This is a genomic window from Nonomuraea sp. NPDC049141, assembly GCF_040648415.1.
Taxonomy (GTDB): domain Bacteria; phylum Actinomycetota; class Actinomycetes; order Streptosporangiales; family Streptosporangiaceae; genus Nonomuraea.
The window spans coordinates 31,739-52,186 of record NZ_JBEZDR010000027.1 but is presented as its reverse complement, the minus strand read 5'-3'; the positions used below and the strand labels follow the sequence as shown (position 1 = coordinate 52,186).

Sequence of the window (20,448 nt, the reverse complement as noted above, 5' to 3'; positions counted from 1 at the left end):
CGGTAATGTACAGGGTGCCTGTCACGCTCCTCCTGTCCTCCACCGACTCGGCCTCGATCACCGTTCGTGTCTCGCCGCTGGCCGAGCTCTGCGCCTGCCTGCACGCGCTCGACGAGCCGGGACACCACCCCGCGGCGGCCCGCTGGGTGGGCAGGGTCCACACCGAGATCGACGAGGACCTACTGGCCAGGGCCACGGCGTGGGCCCCGCTGTGGAGCGCGTTCCGGGCCCGCTACCTGCTGCCGCTGTCGGCCGGCCGCGCAAGGACGCTCGAGGACGAGCTGGCCGAGATCGAGGCGCTGCCGATCGGCGACTTCACCGCGATGACCCTCCAGGCGCTCGTCGGCAAGAACGGCGCCGTTCTGGGCGGCAACGTGCTCCAGCGCCTCAGGCTGATCTCCTCCAGCAGGGTGGAGCTCGGCACCCGGGTGCACGACGACCCCGAGGGCTTCAGGCGCGAGCTGACCGGCTTCCTGGCGGACTTCGCCGCCGCGGCGTTCGAGGCGGACTGGCCGGGGCTGCGGACGGCGCTGGCCGCCGAGGCCGCCGGGCGCGAGCGGGCGATCGCCGTACGCGGCCCCCTGGCGATCGCCGACTTCCCCACCGCCACGGCCGTCGAGGGCGGCCGCAGGATCGTCCTGGACAAGCTCTACAACGCCACCGTCCCCATCGGCGCCGACCGCCCCTGCCTGCTCGTACCCAGCCTGTACGGCCGGCCGCACTTCGTGGTCAAGCACTACCCGGGCTATCCCGTGGCCATCCAGTACGGCGTGGGCACCTCCGCCGGGCTGTCACTGGAGACCGCCCGGCAGCGGCTGGCCGTGCTCCAGCACCCGACCCGGCTCAAGCTCTGCTACGCCATCCTGCGCAACCCGGTGGCCACGGCCGAGCTCGCCAACCAGCTGGGCATGACCGCGCCACAGGTGTCGAGGCACCTGCGCCACCTGAGGGAGGCCGACCTGGTGCACGTGCACCGGCGGGGCTCGGTGGTCTACTACCAGCTCGACGCCGAGGCGATCGAACGCCTCGGCTCCGACCTGCTGGCGGTCCTCTACCGCTGACCGGGGATCAAAGGGCCCGGAGAGCGGCTCGTCACCGCGTCCGATGAGCGGCCCGTCACGGCGCGCGGTGAGCGGCGCTCAACCGGTGGGCCGCGACATGCCGGGGAAGGCCGTGGTGACCACCGGGCGGAAGCCGTAGGAGCGGTTCACCGACTCCTGCATGGCCAGGGCGGCGTAGCGGCGCAGCGACGCGTCGTCCGACGCCACCAGCTCCAGATAGGCCGCCGTGATGCCGGTCTCCACGTAGACCGCGAGGCGGATCGCCTCCGCCGACGTGGACGGCACGATCGGCAGGGTGTAGCCCGCCTCCGGCTCGGACGGCGTGCCGCCCCGGGCGGTGATGGCGGCCCGCAACTGGTCGCGCCTGGCCCGATGGGCGTCGAACGCCGTCGTGACCCGCGAGCGCAGCGAGCCCGTGGTGCGCGCGCCGATCAGCCCGTACGCGAAGACGGCGGCATGCTCGGCCGCCAGCGCCTTACGCAGCTTCTCCACATCGGCCGGCGTCATCACGCCGACCTCGGCAGAGCCAGGGCGTGGGCGGCCTCGCAGGCACCGATGCTGGCGATGAGCTGGGCCAGTGGCGGCGAGACGCCGGCGAGCTGACGCACGCGCAGCGCCGCCGACTTGCGCTCGGCGTCGCGCAGCCGCGACAGCGACGTCTTGGGCGCCGGAGCGGTCGTCTGAGAGCCCTGGGGCGCCGGAGTGGCCGTCTGGGAGCCGCCGGGCAGGCGTTTGCGCAGCTCGACGAGGTGCGCCTGGTGGCGGTCGCGGAACGGCGTCAGCTTGGTCTGACCGGCCGCGATCAACGTGGAGTAGAGGGCGATCGTGTGTTCCTTGTCGGCGATCAGCTGCCGCAGCAGCACCCGCTCAGGATCCTCCGCCGGGGTGGGCGACGGCTGGGGGACGTCGGACGCGCCGCATCCCGACAGAGCCGCGGCCGCCGCTCCGCCCGCCAGCACGGCTCGCCGTGATAGGAAACGCGGGCGCACGGGCAGGGACCTCCTGTAAACGGAACGCAGATAGCATCGTACGGTCTTGCGCCCGCTCCCAGTGTCAGGCGACGCTCGCCATTCGCCCGTGCCGAGTGGCGCTCTCTTCGTGCCCTCGTACAGATAGGGTGTCAACTGTCGTAGCTGGCTGAGCAGCCAGGCGGCAAGTGAGCCAGAGGCGAGGTCCGCCCGGCTGAGACATGACAATAGGGAGGTCGATATGGGCAGCGCATCACCCCGCGACCACCTGAGGAAGCTCCTTGAGCCCGTCGTCAGCGCGGAGGGCCTCGACCTGGAGGACGTCACGGTCACCCAGGCCGGCAAGCGCCGGCTGCTTCGTGTGATCGTCGACCGCGACGGCGGCGTGAGCCTCGACGACGTGGCCGACGTCAGCCAGGCCGTCTCCGCGGCGCTCGACGACACCGACGCGATGGGCCAGTCGGCCTACACGCTGGAGGTCTCCTCGCCGGGCGTCGACCGTCCGCTGACCGAGCCGCGTCACTGGCGGCGCGCGGCCAAGCGGCTGGTGAAGGCGGAGATGAGAGATGGTTCCGTGGTGCAGGGCCGAGTGCGCTCCGCTGACGAGAGCGGCGTCGAGCTCGACGTCGACGGCGCGGATCGCCGATTCGACTATCAGGACCTGACCCGTGGACGGGTGCAGGTGGAGTTCCGCCGGTTCGACGACGAAGACGTCGACGGCGACGAAGGCTAAGGGGAAAGCCTCGTGGACATCGACATGAGCGTCCTGCGCAGCCTGGAGCGGGAGAAGGACATCTCCTTCGACCTGGTCGTCAAGGCGATCGAAGACGCGCTGCTGATCGCTTACTTCCGCACCGAAGGTGCCGCGCCCAAGGCGCGGGCGGAGCTCGACAGGACGAGCGGGCACGTGACCATCTACGCCGCCGAGCTCGACGACGAGGGCGAGATCGTCAGGGAGTTCGACGATACGCCGGGCAACTTCAGCCGGATCGCGGCGACCACCGCCAAGCAGGTCATCCTGCAGCAGCTGCGCGACGCCGAAGACGAGATCAACTTCGGCGAGTTCGCCAGCCGCGAGGGCGAGCTGGTCTCCGGCGTGATCCAGCAGGGCAAGGACCCGCGCGTGGTGCTGGTCGACCTCGGCAAGATCGAGGCCGTGCTGCCGCACAACGAGCAGGTGCCCGGCGAGGACTACGTGCACGGCGAGCGCATCCGCGCCTACGTCGTGCAGGTGAAGAAGGGCCACAAGGGCCCCTCGGTCACGCTGTCGCGCACCCATCCTGGCCTGGTCAAGAAGCTGTTCGCGCTGGAGGTGCCGGAGATCGCCGACGGCACGGTGGAGATCGCCGCCGTCGCCCGCGAGGCCGGTCACCGCACCAAGATCGCGGTCAGGTCGCGCAGGCAGGGCGTCAACGCCAAGGGCGCGTGCATCGGCCCGATGGGCTCGCGCGTGCGCAACGTGATGACCGAGCTGCACGGCGAGAAGATCGACATCATCGACTGGTCAGAGGACCCCGGCGAGTTCGTGGGGAATGCCCTGTCGCCCGCCCGCGTTACCCACGTTGAGGTCCTCGATCTCGAAGGCCGGGTCGCGCGGGTCACCGTGCCCGACTACCAGCTTTCCCTGGCCATCGGCAAAGAGGGGCAGAACGCCCGGCTTGCCGCCCGGCTCACGGGATGGCGGATCGACATCCGGCCTGACACCCAGGCCGAGGATGCTGCCGGTTCCGTAGATGCGTCAACACGGTAAGCTGGAATATGGTGGCCACGCGGCTCCACAGCGCACCTGTGTGGGCTGCAGGGTCCGTACGGCTAAGTCCGACCTGCTCCGCTTGGTGCAGGTCGAGGATCACGTGATCCCTGACCTGCGAGGACGGCTTCCTGGTCGAGGTGCGTCACTGCATCCGACCGAGAAGTGTCTGGAGCTTGCCGAGCGTCGCCGAGCGTTCCTGCGCGCGTTCCGCGTGCCGGGGCCGCTTGACATCTCGCGAGTGCGGGCGCACCTGGAGAAGGAGAACCACGAAATGTCATGTAGGACGCCGAGTTGATGGGCGGAGTCAGATTGCTATGAGCGCCTGATGAGCACGCGGCGATGAAGACGTCAAGGTAGCGACGGTCCGGACGGCACAGCCAGCCTCCCGGGCCGAGTAAGGGAGTGCAGTGGCGAAGGTCCGGGTATACGAGCTCGCTAAGGAGTTCGGCGTCGAGAGCAAGGTCGTCATGGCCAAGCTCCAGGAGATGGGGGAGTTCGTCCGTTCGGCGTCCTCCACCATCGAGGCGCCGGTGGTCCGCAGGCTCACCGAAGCATTGGGCGCATCCAAGGGTGGGTCCTCTAGGGGCGGCGGTTCGTCGTCCAAGCCGCAGCCGCCAAGGGCTGCTCCCCGGCCGGCGGACAGCCAGGCCGGTAACGGCGTCGCGGAGGCGCCGACCCCAACATCAACTCCGCGTCCTGGTCCGGGTCCCCGGCCCGGTCCCCGTCCGGGTCCCGCGGCTCCTGCCCCGGCCCCGACTCCGGCGCCCGCGCCGGCTCCCGCGGTCAGCAGTCAGCCGCGCCCGCCGGTGCCGATGCCGCACCAGCCGCAGCCTGAGGCCGAGCGTGGCGACACCTCCGGCGCCCCGCAGGCGCGTTTCGACAGCGGCACCCGTCCCGCGCCCGCTCCGGGCGCCCCCGCTCCGGGCCCGCGTCCCGGTCCCGCCGCCCGTCCGGGTCCCAAGCCCGGCCCCGCGGCGCGTTCCGGCGCGCCCTCCGGCGGCGGCGGTCCGGCGGCTCCGCGTACCGGTGGCGCCCCGTCCGGTGGCGGTCCCCGTCCGGGCCCCGGCGGTCCCAAGCCGGGTCCGCGCGGCCCGCGTCCGGGCAACAACCCGTTCTCCTCCAACGCCAGCGGCATGGGCCAGTCCCGGCCGCCGCGTCCCGGTGGCAACCGTGACGGTGCCCCCAGTGGCGGTCCCGGGCAGCGCGAGCGTCGTGACGGTCCGCCGCGCGACGGCGCGAGCCCGCGTCCCCCGCAGGGTCGTGGTGGCGGCGAGGGCGGTCCCCGTCCCGGTGGCCCGCGTCCTGGTCCGCCCGGTGCGGCCGGTCCGCGTCCCGGTCCCGGTGCGGGCGGTCCCCGTCCCGGCGGTCCGCGTCCCAACCCGATGATGATGCCGCAGGGTCGTCCCGCCGGTCCCGGTGGTGGCGGCGGCGGTGGCCGTCCCGGTGGCGGTGGCGGCGGCGGTCGTCCCGGTGGCGGTGGCGGCGGTGGCCGTCCTGGCGGCGGTGGCGGCGGCGGTCGTCCCGGTGGCGGTGGCGGCGGTTTCGCCGGCCGTCCCGGTGGCGGCGGTGGCGCCGGTCGTCCGGGCACGAGCACCGGTGGTCCCGGTGGCGGTGGCGGTTTCGCCGGTCGTCCCGGTGGTGGCGGTCGTGGTCGCGGTGGCGGCACGGCGGGCGCGTTCGGTCGCCCCGGTGGCCGTCCCACGCGTGGCCGCAAGTCCAAGCGCCAGAGGCGCCAGGAGTTCGACAACATGTCGGCCCCGGCGATCGGTGGGGTGCAGGTCGCTCGTGGCAACGGCGCGACGATCCGCCTTCCGCGCGGTGCGTCGCTGTCCGACTTCGCCGACCGGATCGGTGCCAACCCCGCCGCGCTGGTGCAGATCATGCTGCACCTCGGCGAGATGGTGACGGCCACCCAGTCGGTCAACGAGGAGACGCTGCAGCTGCTCGGCTCCGAGCTCGACTACAACATCCAGGTCGTCAGCCCGGAGGAGGAGGACCGCGAGCTTCTCGAGGCCTTCGACATCGAGTTCGGCGAGGACGAGGGCGACGAGGCCGACCTGGCCGCGCGCCCGCCGGTCGTGACCGTCATGGGTCACGTCGACCACGGTAAGACCAAGCTGCTCGACGCCATCCGCAAGACCAACGTGGTGGCGCGCGAGGCGGGTGGCATCACCCAGCACATCGGCGCTTACCAGGTCTCCACCGAGCACGAGGGCGAAGAGCGCAAGGTCACCTTCATCGACACCCCGGGTCACGAGGCGTTCACCGCCATGCGTGCCCGTGGTGCCAAGGCGACCGACATCGCGGTGCTGGTGGTCGCGGCCGACGACGGTGTGAAGCCGCAGACGATCGAGGCTCTCAACCACGCCCAGGCGGCCGACGTGCCGATCGTGGTCGCGGTCAACAAGGTCGACAAGGAGGGCGCCGACCCCAACAAGGTCCGTGCCCAGCTCACCGAGTACGGCCTGGTGGCGGAGGAGTTCGGCGGCTCGACACTGTTCGTCGACATCTCCGCCAAGAACGGGACCGGCATCGAGCAGCTGCTCGAGGCCATCCTGCTCACCGCGGACGCCGAGCTCGACCTGCGCGCCAACCCGGCGATGGACGCTCAGGGCATCGCGATCGAGGCTCACCTCGACAAGGGCCGCGGCCCGACCGCGACCGTCCTGGTCCAGCGCGGCACGCTGCGCGTCGGCGACTCGATCGTCTGTGGCGAGGCCTACGGCCGCGTCCGGGCGATGCTCGACGACAACGGCGACCTGGTCGAAGAGGCCACGCCGTCCCGTCCGGTCCTGGTGATGGGTCTGACGGCCGTGCCGGGAGCGGGTGACAACTTCATCGTCGTCACCGACGACCGGATGGCCCGCCAGATCGCCCAGCAGCGCGCGGCGCGCAAGCGCAGCGCCGACATGGCGAAGTCGAGCCGTCGCCTGACCCTTGAGGAGCTGTTCAGCAACCTCGAGAAGGGTCGCGTCGACGAGCTCAAGCTCATCATCAAGGGTGACGTGTCCGGCTCGGTGGAGGCCCTGGAAGACGCCCTGCTCAAGATCGATGTCGGCGACGAGGTCAGGCTCCGTGTCCTGCACCGCGCCGTCGGTGCGATCACCGAGTACGACGTCAACCTGGCCGTCGCCGACGACAACGCGGTCATCATCGGCTTCAACGTCCGGCCTGAGCCCCGGGCGCGCGACCTGGCCGAGCGCGAGGGCGTCGACATCCGCTACTACTCGGTCATCTACCAGGCGATCGAGGAGATCGAAGCGGCGCTCAAGGGCATGCTCAAGCCCGAGTTCGAAGAGGTCCAGATGGGCACCGCCGAAGTCCGCGAGGTCTTCAAGGTGCCGAAGATCGGCAACGTCGCCGGTTCGCTGGTCCGCTCCGGGACGATCGTGCGCAACAGCAAGGCCCGGATCATCCGCGATGGCGTTGTCATCGCCGACAACCTGACCGTCTCGTCGCTGCGTCGCTTCAAGGACGACGCGACCGAGGTCCGCGAGGGCTTCGAGTGCGGTATCGGGGTCGGCTACAACGACATCCGGATCGACGACGTCATCGAGACGTTCGAGATGCGGGAGAAGCCGCGCGCGTAACACGCGGCCGGGCGCCCGGCGGACCATCCGCCGGGCGCCTCTCGCACGCCTGGACCTGCTTTCCACCGCAGCGGGGCCGGGGTGCGCTTCACACACCAGGACAAGCGGTGGTTACCAACGATGTATGTGGGTGCTCTGACCCTGGACATCCTGCTCGGTGACGTACATTCGCTGAAGCAGAAGCGTTCCGTCGTGCGACCCCTGGTCGCCGAGTTGCACAGACGCTTTCCCGGCGTCGCGGTGGCCGAGACCGGCCATCTCGACCTGCACCGCAGGGCGGAGGTCGGCATCGCCGTAGTCTCGGCGTCGGCGGGCAACTGCAAAGAGGTATTGGATGCTTGCGAGCGTCTGGTGGCCTTCCGCCCCGAGATCGAGTTGCTGTCGGCCAGACATCGGCTTTACAACGACGAAGATTGAACGACTGCACGACCTCCGGGTCGTGCGTGAGGGGGAGCGAACATGGTGGATGCAGCACGAGCGCGCAAGCTCGCCGACCGCATCCAGCAGATCGTCGCTGAGATGCTGGAGCGCCGGATCAAGGACCCGCGCCTGGGCTTCGTCACCGTGACCGACACGCGCATCACCGCGGACCTGCGTGAGGCCACGGTTTTCTACACGGTGTTCGGCTCCGACGCCGAGCGGGCCGACACCGCGGCCGCCCTCGAGAGCGCTAGAGGCATCATCCGCTCCGAGGTGGGCCGGCAGACCGGTGTCCGCTTCACGCCGTTGCTGGAGTTCAAGCACGACCCGCTGCCCGACAGCGCGCGCCAGCTCGACGATCTGATCAACGCGGCCAAGGCGAGGGACGCCGAGGTGGCCCGCAAGGCTGAGGGCGCGGCCTACGCCGGCGACCCGGACCCCTACCGCAAGCCGGAGGAGGACGACGAGCCGGACCTCAGCGGCAAGCCTGACGAGGACGGGCAGCCGGCGACGTGACGCCCGACGTGCGTGACAGAACCGGTCGCCCGTCCCGCGTGGATCCGGGCACGTTGGGGCAGGGCCTCAGTCCGGCCCTGCCGCCCACCGGCCCGGAGGGCGCGCTGCCGCCCTCCGGCTCGGTGATCCCCGAGCCCGCCTGGCGGCGCGCGCTGGACCTGATCGGCAAGGCCGACGAGATCGCGCTGGCCTGCCACGTGTCGCCGGACGGCGACGCGCTCGGCTCGATGTTGGCCACCGGCTCGGTGCTGCGCGCCCTGGGCAAGCGGGTCGTCGCCTCCTTCGGCGACCGGCAGTTCGCCGTGCCGCGCCTGCTGCGCTTCCTGCCCGGCCAGGACCTGCTGGTGCCGCCGGCCGACGTCCCGGCGGAGCCGGAGCTGATGATCACGTTCGACTCCTCGACGCCCGACCGGCTGGGCCTGCTGGGCGCCAACACGGCCAAGGCCCACGAGGTCATCGTGATCGACCACCACCTGTCCAACACCGGCTTCGGCACACTCAGCCTCATCGACCCGCACGTCGCCGCCACGGCCGTGCTGGCCGAGCAGCTGATCTACCGCCTTGGCGGCAGCCTGGACCGTGACATCGCCACCTGCCTGTACGCCGGGCTGGTGACCGACACCGGCTCGTTCCGCTACTCCTCGACCACGCCCGAAGTGCATCAGATGGCCGCCCGGCTGGTCGCCACTGGGCTGCGTACCGACGAGATCGCCCGCGAGCTGTGGGACCGTTCCCCGTTCGGCTACCTCAAGGTGCTCGCCGCCGCGCTCGACCGGGTGTCGCTGGAGGACCACCTGGTGTGGACGTATGTCCCCCGGGTAGACCGGGCCGCGTACGGGCTGCCGTACGCGGAGCTGGAGGGTCTCATCGACATCGTGCGGCGCACTGACGAGGCCGAGGTGGCGGCGGTGCTCAAGGAGGACGACCACGGAGCCTGGCAGGTGTCGACCCGCTCCAAGGGCGCGGTCGACGTCGGCTCGATCTGCGCCGAGCTGGGCGGTGGCGGCCACCACAACGCGGCCGGATTCACCTCGCACGTCAGTGTCGAGGACACCATGGCGGCGTTCCGCGCGCTGCTGGCGAACGCGGACGGAGTAGCTTGATGGCCGAGAGCGGCTTGATCATCGTGGACAAGCCCGCCGAGTGGACCTCCCACGACGTGGTGGCCAAGCTGCGGCGGTTGGCCGGCACCCGGCGGGTGGGCCACGCGGGCACGCTCGACCCGATGGCGACGGGGGTGCTCGTGGTCGGCGTGGAGAAGGCGACCCGGCTGCTCGGCCACCTGGCGCTGACCGAGAAGGTCTACGAGGCCACGATCCGGCTCGGTGTGACCACCAACACCGATGACGCCGAAGGCCAGGTCACCTCGACGGCCCCGGCGGCCGAGGTTGACCCCGCCGCGGTTCAGAAGGGCGTCGACGCGCTCACCGGCGAGATCATGCAGGTCCCGCCACAGGTCAGCGCGATCAAGGTCGATGGGCAGCGGGCGTACAAGCTGGCCCGTGCGGGTGAGGACGTCGAGCTGGCCGCGCGGCCCGTCACCGTGCGGGAGTTCTCGGTGCTGGACATCAGGGCGCACGACGACGTCATGGACATCGACGCCGTGGTGACCTGCTCCAGCGGCACCTACATCCGCGCGCTGGCCCGCGACCTGGGCGCCGGGCTCGGCGTCGGCGGGCATCTGACGGCGCTGCGCCGCACCCGGGTCGGCCCGTACGACCTGTCGCGGGCCAGGACCATCGAGCGGCTGACCGAGGAGTGCGTGATCCTGCCCATCGGGGAGGCCGTGTCCGCGGCGTTCCCGCGCTGGGACCTCACCGCCGAGGAGGCCAGGGTCGTCAGCCACGGCGGGCGGTTGCCCGCGGCGGGGCTCGGCAAGGGCCCGATCGGCGTGTTCGGGCCGGAGGGCGAGCTGCTCGCGCTGGTGGAGGAGCAGGGCCGCATCGCCAAGCCCCTGGCCGTATTCATTTCCTAAAGTTCATTTCTTAGCCCTTGGTCGTCTGATGGACGATGTTCGACGACACCCCGTAGCGGAAGGCGCGCACCCGGTAGGACGCGCGGCTCTCCTCGGGCAGCGTGATCAGGCCGAAGGCGTTGACGTCCGGATCTAGGGCGGCGACCACCCGGAAGTCCGGCCGGCCCGACGGCCGGTCCTCCAGCAGGAAGCCCTCCTCGTCGGCGGTCCGGTCGGTCCACCGGAACGCAACCCCGTCGGCCTGCGTGACGGTGGCCGTCAGGTCCGACGGCGCCGCTCCCTCGCTCCTGACCGGCCGCGCCCCTTTCGGGCCGCCGGGGATCGTCCGCGGCTGCGACCAGCCGGATTCCGGCTTGGCGTACGGCCCGCCGCCCAGCGCCACGTCGACCGGGGCGGAGGCCTGCCCGTAGTAGGGCCGCACCCGGTAGTAGAACGGCGTGCGCGGGATCAGATCAGGATGGGTGTACGTGGTCTGCTCCGGCGGCAGGAACCCCAGGATCGTGTACGGACCCCCTGGCTCGGTGGCGAACTCGATGACCTGCCCGGAGGCGTCCGGATCGCGACCCGCCCAGCGCAGCGTGATGTCGGTCGGCGACACGAGCGTGGCCGTCAGCTGGACCGGCGCCTGCCGTGGAGTCGCGCAGGCGGCCGCGAGCAGGAGCAACGCCACCAGAGCTGCTCTCATCGCCGCTACTTGCGCCAGAACTGGATGCCGCTCCACTCGACCGTGGCGGGACCCTTGCCGCTACCGGTCCGGTAGGCGCCGAACTTGTCGTAGAAGCTGCCGCTCTCACTCGACACGGTGTGCTTCAGCGACCCGTTGATGTAGGTCCGATGGGTGCTGCCGACCACATGAACGGTGTTGACGCGGACCGTCGTGCCGATCGTGGCGCCGGTGGCGATCGTGTCGCCGCCGTGCACGGAGTAGAGCCGGCCGCCGCGTTCGACGGCGAGCATGAAGAACGGGCCCGTCGTCTTGAACGTCTGCTTCAGGCTGATGCGGGTTCCTTCGAGACTGGTGATCTTGAAGTAGCCCTCGAACTGGCGAGTGCCGCTGGAGTAGGTGGCGTAACGCCGCTCGGCTCGCTGGTCGCCGCTGCCGGTGGAGCAGTTCAGCTTGAAGGTCAGGTCGCTGACATCACCGCAACCCCGCTCCTGGACGGTGAACGTCGGCTCGTATGAGGTCCAAGGTCCGGACTCCACGGGGTCGGCCGAGGCGGGCAGGGCCGGGACGAGTAATCCGATGGCTAGCGCGCCCGTGGTGAGTAATCGCATGGATTCCTCCTGATTAGGAAACTTTCCTATCAGGATTCATGGGATCACTTACCACACTCACTCGTCAAGAGCGGTGACGTGAGCTGTCGGAAGCGAGAAGAGATCCGATCTCTTATGGCTTGCGGGCCACCATGATGTCGCGGACGATCGCCTGGTCGACCCAGTGCTCGAAGTCGGGCAGATCGACCACGTCGAGCCCCGTCTTCGTGAGGATCCCGGCCAGCTCGTCGCGGGTGCCGCCATAGGTGTTCCACGAGATGCCGATGGCGCCGCCGGGCCGCAGCAGCTCCGCCCAGACGGGCGCGGCCTTCCTGATCAGCTCCAGCGGGCTGCGGGACAGCCCGCCGCCGCCCCTGCTGCCGTGCTGCACGCCGTAGGGGGTGTCGGTCACCACGACGTCGAAGGAGTGCGGCTTGAAGAACTCGCGGCTGCGCAGGGTGTCGGCGTTGACCACGGCGACGCGCTGCGTGTCGCCGGACTTGAACGCCTCCTTCGACGGGCTGAAGGCGATGTTCAGCCGCCGGCCGACCAGTGCCCGCTCACGTCGTACGGGGACGGTCTCGGCCGTGTGCTTGAACCGCTTGTTCTTCAGCCAGGTCTTGAGGAAGCCGGAGTACGCCTCGAAGTCCTTACCGTCGACATCAACCCCATAGGCGTCATATCCGTACATGAGGGCCTGGTTGAGCGTGGTGCCGCGCCCGCACAGCGGGTCGAACACCGACAGCCGCTCGTCCAGCCGCCGGTCGCCGGCCAGCACCGTGACGTTCAGCAGCAGCTTGGTGAAGTGCTCGTTCGTCTTGCCGGCGTACTTCTGGATCGTGATCAAATCGCTGCTGAGCCGGTCGAGCGGCGCCATGGTGAGCGGCCGCAGCAGCTCGCCCTCGATCCCGTAGAGCGCGTAGACCGACGAGAGGTTGGACAGCAGCGCGATGTCGCCGTCGGCGAGCGGCGCGGCCGTCTCGAAGGTCACGTACGGCAGGCCGCCGATCCCCCGCTCCTCGGCGGCCGACACCTCGGTCCGCAGGGCTCGCCGGCCGAAGACGGCCAGCTCGGCGAGGGTCAGGCGGACCGAGCTCTCGCCGTAGACCCGGTTGTAGGCAGGCAGGATCAGAAGTGCGTATCGAGGCATGGTGCGGCCGATCGTACCCCCTCGATTGGAGCTCACGCGGCGCCGCATGGCAGGCTGGTGGGGGATTGATCCGCCACAAGCGAATGGGGCCGGGCGTGCAGGGTTCGGGAAGGTCCGTCGTCACGATCGGCGTGTTCGACGGCGTGCACCGCGGGCACCAGCGGGTGGTCGAGCGTGCCGTGGCCGCCGCCCGGGAACGCGGTCTCCGCAGCGTCGCGGTCGTCTTCGAGCCGCATCCCAGAGAGGTCGTCCGGCCGGGCTCCCACCCGGCCCGGCTCACCACCCCGAGGCGCAGGTCGGAGCTGCTGACCGGGCTGGGCGTCGACGAAGTGTGCGTCGAGGAGTTCACGCTGGAGCTGTCCAGGATGAGCCCCGGCGAGTTCGCCCAGTCGATGCTCGCCGACCGGCTGCGGGCCGCCGTGGTCGTGGTGGGGGCGAACTTCACGTTCGGCCACCGCGCGGCCGGCGACACCGAGACCCTGGCCGCGCTCGGCGAGAAGTATGACTTCACCGTCGAGGTGGTCCCGCTGCGCGACGGGGTCTCCTCCACCGAGATCCGCGAACGGCTGGTGGCCGGCGACGTCGAGGGCGCCACGGCGGACCTGGGCCGCCCGCACCGGGTGGAGGGCGTGGTCGTACGCGGCTACCAGCGCGGACGCCAGCTCGGCTTCCCCACCGCCAACGTCGAGACGCAGCCCCACACGGCCATCCCCGCCGACGGTGTCTACGCGGGCTGGCTGGAGTGCGTGCCCGTCGCCAACCTGCCCACCGCCTACGAGGGCGAGCGCTGGCCCGCCGCCATCTCCGTCGGCACCAACCCCACCTTCGAGGGCGTCCCGCGCACGGTCGAGGCGTACGCGCTGGACCGCGACGACCTGGAGCTGTACGGCGTGCACGTGGCGGTAGACTTCGGCGCGAGACTGCGGGGAAACACCCGATTCGACTCGATCGAGGAGCTCATCGCGCAGATCCACGCAGACGTCGACCAGGCCCGGCGGCTGACCTCGGGCTGAGGATTGATGACGCGGAGCTTGACCGCGGTGGTAACCTTGCATGTCGGTCCAGTGACGGCGGCGCTGCGCGCTGCTCTGACGGCCTTCGCCGCGGCGACTGTAGGCACGCACGGTCGTTCGCATCAATTATCCATCCGCGCGTGCCCGTAGCTCAAAGGAGAGCCGTGTCCCTCGACACCGCTGCCAAGAAGACCATCATCGCCGAGTACGCGACGGCCGACGGTGACACCGGGTCGCCCGAGGTGCAGATCGCGCTGCTCAGCAAGCGCATCAGCGAGCTGACCGAGCACCTGAAGACGCACAAGCACGACCACCACAGCCGTCGTGGCCTGCTCCTGCTCGTCGGGCGCCGGCGCCGCCTGCTGAAGTACCTGCAGAAGGTCGACATCGCGCGTTACCGTGCGCTCATCGAGCGGCTCGGCCTGCGCCGATAGAGTGAGAGGGAGCGGCGTTCGCGTCGCTCCCTTCTCCGTTGTGAGACCGGCGCGTCGAGCGCCGGACAACTGAATATCCAAGACACACTTAGAGCCCCCCGCGTCCGCACAAGCACCAAGCGACCCGCGACGCATGCGGGCCGGTCCTCGGTAGTGGCTTCCGGTAACAGTCGTATCTGACCGGGCGCTTCGATCGAAGACCGGCGCTGCACCTAACGAGGGTGCCGGTGAGAAAGAGGGCGCGGGAGACTGACTGACCAAGGAGGTCCCCCGTGGAGGGTGTCCACACCGCTGAAGCCGTCATAGACAACGGTTCTTTCGGTACGCGCACGATCCGGTTCGAGACCGGTCGTCTCGCGCGTCAGGCGGCCGGCTCCGCCGTCGCCTATCTCGACAACGAGACCATGGTCCTTTCCGCGACCACCGCCTCGAAGTCGCCCAAGGAAAACCTCGACTTCTTCCCGCTGACGGTGGACGTCGAGGAGCGCATGTACGCCGCGGGACGCATCCCCGGCTCGTTCTTCCGCCGTGAGGGCCGTCCCTCCGAGGACGCCATCCTCACCTGCCGCCTGATCGACCGGCCGCTGCGCCCGTCGTTCGTCAAGGGCCTGCGCAACGAGATCCAGGTCGTCGCCACGGTCATGGCGCTCAACCCCGACCACCTCTACGACGTGGTCGCCATCAACGCCGCCTCGCTGTCCACCCAGCTCGCCGGGCTGCCGTTCTCCGGCCCGATCGGCGGCGTCCGCGTCGCGCTGATCGACGGCCAGTGGGTCGCCTTCCCGACGCACCACGAGCTGGAGCGCGCGACGTTCGACATGGTCGTGGCCGGACGGGTGCTCGCCGACGGCGACGTCGCGATCATGATGGTCGAGGCGGAGTCCACCAAGGACACGCTCAAGCTGGTCGCCGAGGGCGCCGTGGCGCCCAACGAGGAGACGGTCGCGCAGGGCCTGGAGTCCGCCAAGCCGTTCATCAAGGTGCTGTGCGAGGCGCAGTCGCAGGTCGCGCGGGTCGCGGCCAAGGAGACCGCCGAATACCCCGTCTTCCTCGACTACCAGGAGGACGTCTACGCGGCCGTGGAGAGCGCGGTCAAGACCGAGCTGGCCGCCGCGCTGACCATCCCCGGCAAGCAGGAGCGCGAGACCCAGCTCGACAAGGTCAAGTCGCTGGCCGCCGAGAAGCTGCTCCCCGAGTTCGAGGGCCGGGAGAAGGAGATCTCCGCCTCCTTCCGCTCGGTGATGAAGAAGCTCATGCGCGAGCGGGTCATCAAGGAGGGCCTGCGCATCGACGGCCGCGGCACCAAGGACATCCGCGCGCTGTCCGCCGAGGTCCACGTGGTCCCGCGGGTGCACGGCTCGGCGCTGTTCGAGCGTGGCGAGACCCAGATCCTGGGCATCACCACCCTCAACATGCTGCGCATGGAGCAGGTCATCGACACGCTCAACCCCGAGCGGACCAAGCGCTACATGCACAACTACAACTTCCCGCCCTACTCCACCGGTGAGACCGGCCGGGTGGGCTCGCCCAAGCGCCGCGAGATCGGTCACGGCGCGCTGGCCGAGCGGGCGCTGATCCCGGTCCTGCCGGCGCGTGAGGACTTCCCCTACGCGATCCGCCAGGTCTCCGAGGCTCTCAGCTCCAACGGCTCCACCTCGATGGGCTCGGTCTGCGCCTCCACGATGGCGCTGCTCGACGCCGGTGTGCCGCTGCGCGAGATGGTCGCGGGCATCGCGATGGGCCTGATCGGCGAGGGTGACCAGTACGTCACGCTGACCGACATCCTCGGCGCCGAGGACGCCATGGGCGACATGGACTTCAAGGTCGCCGGCACCAAGGACGTCATCACCGCGCTCCAGCTCGACACCAAGCTCGACGGCATCCCCGCCTCCGTGCTGGCCGCCGCGCTGAAGCAGGCCAAGGGCGCCCGCCTGGCGATCCTCGACGTGATGCAGGAGGCGATCGACTCCCCGGCGGAGATGAACCCGACCGCGCCGCGCATCATCACCATCAAGGTCCCCGTGGACAAGATCGGCGAGGTCATCGGCCCGAAGGGCAAGATGATCAACCAGATCCAGGACGACACGGGCGCCGAGATCACCATCGAGGACGACGGCACGATCTACATCGGCGCCACCGACGGCCCGTCCGCCGAGGCCGCCCGCACGGTGATCAACGGCATCGCCAACCCGCACATGCCCGAGGTCGGCGAGCGTTACCTGGGCACGGTCGTGAAGATCGCCGCCTTCGGCGCGTTCATCTCGCTGATGCCCGGCAAGGACGGCCTGCTCCACGTCTCCCAGATCCGCAAGCTGCACGGCGGCAAGCGCATCGAGAACGTGGAAGACGTCATGAGCGTCGGCGAGAAGGTCCAGGTCGAGATCGCCGAGATCGACGGCCGGGGCAAGCTGTCCCTGGTCCCGGTCGAGGTCATCGAGAAAGAGGCCGCCGAGAAGGAGGCCAAGGGCGACGCGGACTCCTCCGCCGACTCCGCTTCCGCTTCCGGTTCCGGTTCCGGCGAGGCTCCGGCCGCTTCGGACGACAAGCCGCGTGACGACCGGCCGCGCCGTACCCGCACCCGTGTGCGCGCACCGCGCGCCGACGGATCCGATGGAGACGACCGCAACTCGTGACAACCACCACGCTGCACCCCGGCCGTGACGGGGCCGGGGTCGTGACGCGCACCGTCCTTCCCGGTGGGCTGCGCGTGGTGACCGAGACCATGCCGACCGTGCGTAGTGTCGCGGTCGGCATGTGGGTCGGCATCGGCTCGCGTGACGAGGACCCCCAGCACATGGGGGCCACCCACTTCCTCGAACACCTGCTCTTCAAGGGCACCCCCACCCGCGACACCATGGAGATCTCGGCCTCCATCGAGGGCATCGGCGGTGAGATCAACGCTTTCACCGCCAAGGAATACACCTGCTACTACGCCCGGGTGCTCGACGAGGACCTGCCGGTCGCGGTGGACGTGCTCGCCGACGTGGTGACCAGCTCGCTGATCACCCCCGACGACGTCGAGTCCGAGCGCGGGGTGATCCTCGAAGAGATCGCCATGCACGACGACGACCCGTCCGATGTCGTGCACGAGCAGTTCGCGGCGGCGCTCTACGGCGACTCGCCGATCGGGCGGCCCATCCTCGGCACGGTCGAGTCGATCAACGAGCTCCCCCGCGACCGGATCGCCGAGTACTACCAGCGGCACTACCAGCCGCGTCGCACGGTCGTCTCCGTCGCCGGCAACATCCGGCACGAGGAGGTCGTCGAGCTGGTCGCCCGCGCCTACGAGCGGGCGGGTGCGCTGGGTGGCCCGCTGGAGGCCGATCCGCCCCGCACGAGCGGGCCGGGCGCGCGGACGCGGTCGATGGTCAAGGTGCTCGACCGGCCCACCGAACAGGCCAACCTGGTGCTCGGTACGACCGGCATGTCCCGTACGGACGAGCGGCGCTTCGCCCTCGGCGTGCTCAACGCGGCGCTCGGCGGCGGCATGTCGTCGCGGCTCTTCCAGGAGATCAGGGAGAAGCGCGGGCTGGCCTACTCCGCCTACAGCTACACCTCGGCCTACGCGGACACCGGCCAGTTCGGCATCTACGTGGGCTGCCTGCCGTCGAAGATCGACGACGTGCTCAAGATCTGCCGCGACGAGGTCGTCCGGGTCGTGGACGACGGCCTGGACGCCGACGAGATCATGCGCGGCAAGGGGCAGATGCGCGGCGGGCTGGTTCTCGGCCTGGAGGACACCGGTTCGCGCATGTCGCGGATCGGGAAGAACGAGCTGGTCTACGACGAGCTGCTGTCCGTGGACGAGGTGCTCGCCAGGATCGAGGCCGTCACCCCGGACCAGATCGCCGAGGTCGCGACCGATGTCCTCAACCGGCCGCTCACGCTCGCCGTGATCGGCCCCTACGGCGACAAGGACTTCTCCGGCGCCATCGCCTGACGACGCTCGCGGGACCTCCCCGGAGGTCCCGCGCATGTCATCCGGTATAGGGTTGACCTGTGATCAAGGTAGGTGTGCTGGGCGCGCGCGGTCGCGTGGGCCTCGAGGTGTGCAAGGCGGTAGAGGCGGCTTCCGACCTGGAGCTGGTGGCCGCGCTCGACAAGGACGACGCCATCGAGGGGCTCCAGGGCGCCGAGGTGGTCGTCGACTTCACCCATCCCGACGTCGTCATGGGCAACCTTGAGTGGGCGATCGCCCACGGTGTCCACCCGGTGGTCGGCACCACCGGCTTCGACGCCGGGCGGCTTGAGACCGTACGCGGGTGGCTGGCCAGGTTCCCCGGGACCAACTGTTTGATCGCCCCCAACTTCGGCATCGCCGCCGTGCTCATGATGCACTTCGCCCAGCAGGCGGCCAAGCACTTCGAGTCCATCGAGATCGTCGAGCTGCACCACCCCAACAAGGCCGACGCGCCCTCCGGCACCGCCCGCCGCACCGCTGAGCTGGTCGCGGAGGCGCGCGCCAAGGCCGGGCTGGGCGCGATGCCCGACGCGACTACCACGGAGCTCGGCGGAGCGCGCGGCGCCGACGTCGGCGGCGTCCACGTCCACGCCGTACGGCTGAGCGGGCTCATCGCGCACCAGGAAGTGCTGCTGGGCGGCGACGGTGAGATCCTCACGATCAGGCACGACACGATGAGCCGCGCGGCGTTCACCCCGGGCGTGCTGCTCGGTGTGCGCCGGGTCCGCGAGCTGCCCGGCCTGACCGTCGGCCTGGAGCCACTGCTCGACCTCTGAACGCACATCATGCCCACAACCTGACGCGGGTCATGGGCACGACGTGAGGAGAGGATTCCGGCTCCGCACAGCCGGCCTGCTCACCACATTAATATCCAGAGGCGCGAACCAGGCCAAACGTGAGACCGTGTCGGCATGACGCGATGGGCCGAGCCGGGTGAGCTGCCCGGGCTGGTCGCTGTGGAGCTGGCGGCGGACGGGCTGTTCGAGCAGGTGGGGATCGTTTTCCCGCCGGGCACGACCATGATCGAAGAGGTCACGGACCCGGCCGTGGTGCTGGTCGAGGGGGATCCGCCGGCCGGGTTCGCACTGATCGGCTGGGTCGACGGCAACCTGCATCTGGATCAGCTGGCCGTACACCCGTCGCGAATGCGGCAGGGGATCGGCGGGCGGCTCGTCGCGGCGGTACGCGACCACGCGGCGGCCTGTGGCGCGCCTGCGGTGACGCTGACGACCTACAGGGACGTGCCGTGGAACGCGCCCTGGTACGTGCGGCACGGCTTCTCCGTGCTGCCCGAGGCGGAGTGGGGGCTCGAGCTGCGGGCGCTGGTCGAGCATGAGCGTGAGCTGGGCATCGAGGTGGCGCCGCGCGTGGTCATGACCTGTCTGTCCTGAGGGGTCTGTTCGCGCGGAGGGTTAAATGCCGAGTTCGTCCGCCAGCCGCTTCAGGTAGGAGGCGAACTGCCGGCGGTCGTGGTCGTCCCACCCCACGGTGAGCTCGTCGAAGGCGTGGCGCTGCCACTGGCGCGAGCCCGCCAGGAGGTTCTCGCCGTGTGCGGTGAGCTGCAGCGACGCGCGCCGGCGATCGTACTCGGACGAGGCGCGGGCCAGGTAGCCCGCCTTGGTGGCGTCCTTGACGATGCGGCTGGCCCCAGAGTGGTCGAGGCCGAGCTGGTGGGCCACGGTGCCTACGGTGGCCTCCTCGGTGGCGTCCTTGCCCGTGTCGACTGCCTCCACGGCCAGGATGTGCTGCACGTGGCGGGTCTCCCCGGTCTGCTCTTCCGAGGCGCTGTTGATCCACCGGCGTGACCAGAAACGCACCAGTCGGAACAGTGCGGGACCGCCGTCGCTGTCAGTGGAGGAAAGGCCGTGCGCGTTCATGCGCACACTCTACCCCGAGATGGATGCGATATGCATATATAGTGTGTGCATATCGCATGTATTCGGCTGAGTTTTCAGGAGAGTCGACGTGTCCATCGTTCTCAACCATCTGATCGTCCCGGCGGCCGACAAGACCGCTGCCGCCACGTTCCTCGCCGACCTGCTCGGGCTGCCGGTCTCCGCGCCGTCCGGCCCGTTCGTGCCCGTCAGGGTCAATGACGACCTCGCACTCGACTTCGACGACCGGCACCAGGTCCAGCCGGGCCACTACGCGTTCCTGGTCGACGACGACACGTTCGACGCGGTGCTGGGCCGGCTCCGGGGGTCCGAGTCGATCTCGTACGGTTCCGGCCCGGGTCATGGCTGGGACCGGCGGATCAACCACCTCGGCGGCGGTCGTGGCGTCTACGTGCGCGATCCCAACGGCCACAGCTACGAGCTGTTCACCGCCGTTCCCTAGCGAGTAGGGTGGCGAC

22 protein-coding genes are annotated in these 20,448 nt (G+C 70.0%); 16 read left to right on the top strand and 6 right to left on the bottom strand.

Annotation, left to right across the window (positions count from 1 at the left end; genetic code table 11):
- Nucleotides 1-14 precede the first annotated feature (14 nt).
- Entirely contained in the window at nt 15-1,061 is a 1,047-nt protein-coding gene (locus tag AB0B91_RS52695) for a DUF5937 family protein (protein WP_358338490.1), read from the top strand.
- 78 nt (nt 1,062-1,139) lie between these two features.
- On the opposite strand, the gene AB0B91_RS52690 is transcribed toward AB0B91_RS52695, so the two are convergent.
- Both AB0B91_RS52690 and AB0B91_RS52685 read right to left on the bottom strand, forming a co-directional pair.
- Entirely contained in the window at nt 1,140-1,568 is a 429-nt protein-coding gene (locus AB0B91_RS52690; RefSeq protein WP_358338488.1) for a ferritin-like domain-containing protein, read from the bottom strand.
- Nucleotides 1,568-2,050, bottom strand: coding sequence for a hypothetical protein (locus AB0B91_RS52685; protein WP_358338486.1), 483 nt, complete (start codon nt 2,048-2,050; stop codon nt 1,568-1,570). The genes AB0B91_RS52690 and AB0B91_RS52685 overlap by 1 nt, the downstream gene beginning before the upstream one ends.
- Nucleotides 2,051-2,270: 220 nt before the next feature.
- Between AB0B91_RS52685 and rimP the strand changes: the two genes are divergently transcribed.
- The 8 genes from rimP to truB all read left to right on the top strand — a co-directional run bounded on the left by rimP (nt 2,271) and on the right by truB (nt 10,283).
- A complete protein-coding gene (rimP, locus tag AB0B91_RS52680; RefSeq protein WP_358338483.1) occupies nt 2,271-2,762 on the top strand; it encodes a ribosome maturation factor RimP in 492 nt (163 codons plus the stop codon).
- Nucleotides 2,763-2,774: 12 nt separating this feature from the next.
- Nucleotides 2,775-3,779: a transcription termination factor NusA gene (gene nusA / locus AB0B91_RS52675; RefSeq protein ID WP_358338480.1), complete on the top strand. Its 1,005-nt coding sequence runs from the start codon at nt 2,775-2,777 to the stop codon at nt 3,777-3,779.
- On the top strand, nt 3,763-4,077 hold the full coding sequence (locus AB0B91_RS52670; protein ID WP_358338476.1) for a YlxR family protein: 315 nt from the start codon (nt 3,763-3,765) through the stop codon (nt 4,075-4,077). The genes nusA and AB0B91_RS52670 overlap by 17 nt, the downstream gene beginning before the upstream one ends.
- Nucleotides 4,078-4,189: 112 nt before the next feature.
- Nucleotides 4,190-7,372 (top strand): translation initiation factor IF-2, encoded by a 3,183-nt coding sequence (gene infB / locus AB0B91_RS52665; protein ID WP_358338473.1) that lies wholly within the window; start codon nt 4,190-4,192, stop codon nt 7,370-7,372.
- A 120-nt stretch (nt 7,373-7,492) separates the two neighbouring features.
- On the top strand, nt 7,493-7,789 hold the full coding sequence (locus AB0B91_RS52660; RefSeq protein WP_219538722.1) for a DUF503 domain-containing protein: 297 nt from the start codon (nt 7,493-7,495) through the stop codon (nt 7,787-7,789).
- A gap of 42 nt (nt 7,790-7,831) precedes the next feature.
- Nucleotides 7,832-8,308 (top strand): 30S ribosome-binding factor RbfA, encoded by a 477-nt coding sequence (gene rbfA / locus AB0B91_RS52655; protein WP_219538720.1) that lies wholly within the window; start codon nt 7,832-7,834, stop codon nt 8,306-8,308.
- 8 nt (nt 8,309-8,316) lie between these two features.
- Nucleotides 8,317-9,411 (top strand): bifunctional oligoribonuclease/PAP phosphatase NrnA, encoded by a 1,095-nt coding sequence (locus tag AB0B91_RS52650; RefSeq protein ID WP_358338470.1) that lies wholly within the window; start codon nt 8,317-8,319, stop codon nt 9,409-9,411.
- Nucleotides 9,411-10,283 carry a tRNA pseudouridine(55) synthase TruB gene (truB, locus tag AB0B91_RS52645; RefSeq protein WP_358338467.1) on the top strand — a complete coding sequence of 291 codons (873 nt, stop codon included), beginning with the start codon at nt 9,411-9,413 and terminating at the stop codon, nt 10,281-10,283. Before AB0B91_RS52650 ends, truB begins: the two co-directional genes overlap by 1 nt.
- Nucleotides 10,284-10,293: 10 nt before the next feature.
- Here truB and AB0B91_RS52640 read toward each other — a convergent pair whose 3' ends face one another.
- The 3 genes from AB0B91_RS52640 to AB0B91_RS52630 form a co-directional block, all read right to left on the bottom strand.
- Nucleotides 10,294-10,968, bottom strand: a complete 675-nt coding sequence (locus AB0B91_RS52640) for a fibronectin type III domain-containing protein (protein ID WP_358338464.1) — start codon at nt 10,966-10,968, stop codon at nt 10,294-10,296.
- Nucleotides 10,969-10,973: 5 nt separating this feature from the next.
- A complete protein-coding gene (locus tag AB0B91_RS52635) occupies nt 10,974-11,558 on the bottom strand; it encodes a hypothetical protein (protein ID WP_358338461.1) in 585 nt (194 codons plus the stop codon).
- A gap of 112 nt (nt 11,559-11,670) precedes the next feature.
- Nucleotides 11,671-12,687: an SAM-dependent methyltransferase gene (locus tag AB0B91_RS52630; RefSeq protein WP_358338459.1), complete on the bottom strand. Its 1,017-nt coding sequence runs from the start codon at nt 12,685-12,687 to the stop codon at nt 11,671-11,673.
- Between the two features lie 83 nt (nt 12,688-12,770).
- On the opposite strand from AB0B91_RS52630, the gene AB0B91_RS52625 reads away from it, so the two are divergent.
- From AB0B91_RS52625 to AB0B91_RS52600, 6 genes are all read left to right on the top strand, one after another.
- Nucleotides 12,771-13,700 (top strand): bifunctional riboflavin kinase/FAD synthetase, encoded by a 930-nt coding sequence (locus tag AB0B91_RS52625; protein ID WP_358338906.1) that lies wholly within the window; start codon nt 12,771-12,773, stop codon nt 13,698-13,700.
- Between the two features lie 164 nt (nt 13,701-13,864).
- Nucleotides 13,865-14,134 (top strand): 30S ribosomal protein S15, encoded by a 270-nt coding sequence (rpsO, locus tag AB0B91_RS52620; RefSeq protein ID WP_214642971.1) that lies wholly within the window; start codon nt 13,865-13,867, stop codon nt 14,132-14,134.
- 272 nt (nt 14,135-14,406) lie between these two features.
- Nucleotides 14,407-16,767, top strand: coding sequence for a polyribonucleotide nucleotidyltransferase (locus tag AB0B91_RS52615; protein WP_358338456.1), 2,361 nt, complete (start codon nt 14,407-14,409; stop codon nt 16,765-16,767).
- Nucleotides 16,764-18,074 (top strand): pitrilysin family protein, encoded by a 1,311-nt coding sequence (locus AB0B91_RS52610; RefSeq protein WP_358338453.1) that lies wholly within the window; start codon nt 16,764-16,766, stop codon nt 18,072-18,074. Before AB0B91_RS52615 ends, AB0B91_RS52610 begins: the two co-directional genes overlap by 4 nt.
- A gap of 59 nt (nt 18,075-18,133) precedes the next feature.
- The gene (dapB, locus tag AB0B91_RS52605; protein WP_358338450.1) at nt 18,134-18,871 is read left to right on the top strand and encodes a 4-hydroxy-tetrahydrodipicolinate reductase; all 738 of its coding nucleotides are present in this window, start codon (nt 18,134-18,136) and stop codon (nt 18,869-18,871) included.
- A gap of 135 nt (nt 18,872-19,006) precedes the next feature.
- The gene (locus AB0B91_RS52600) at nt 19,007-19,486 is read left to right on the top strand and encodes a GNAT family N-acetyltransferase (protein WP_358338447.1); all 480 of its coding nucleotides are present in this window, start codon (nt 19,007-19,009) and stop codon (nt 19,484-19,486) included.
- A 21-nt stretch (nt 19,487-19,507) separates the two neighbouring features.
- Here the strand turns inward: AB0B91_RS52600 and AB0B91_RS52595 are convergent, their stop codons facing one another.
- A complete protein-coding gene (locus AB0B91_RS52595) occupies nt 19,508-19,972 on the bottom strand; it encodes a MarR family winged helix-turn-helix transcriptional regulator (RefSeq protein WP_358338445.1) in 465 nt (154 codons plus the stop codon).
- A gap of 88 nt (nt 19,973-20,060) precedes the next feature.
- Here AB0B91_RS52595 and AB0B91_RS52590 point away from each other — a divergent pair, with 88 nt between their 5' ends.
- Nucleotides 20,061-20,432, top strand: a complete 372-nt coding sequence (locus AB0B91_RS52590) for a VOC family protein (protein WP_358338442.1) — start codon at nt 20,061-20,063, stop codon at nt 20,430-20,432.
- Nucleotides 20,433-20,448: the final 16 nt, after the last annotated feature.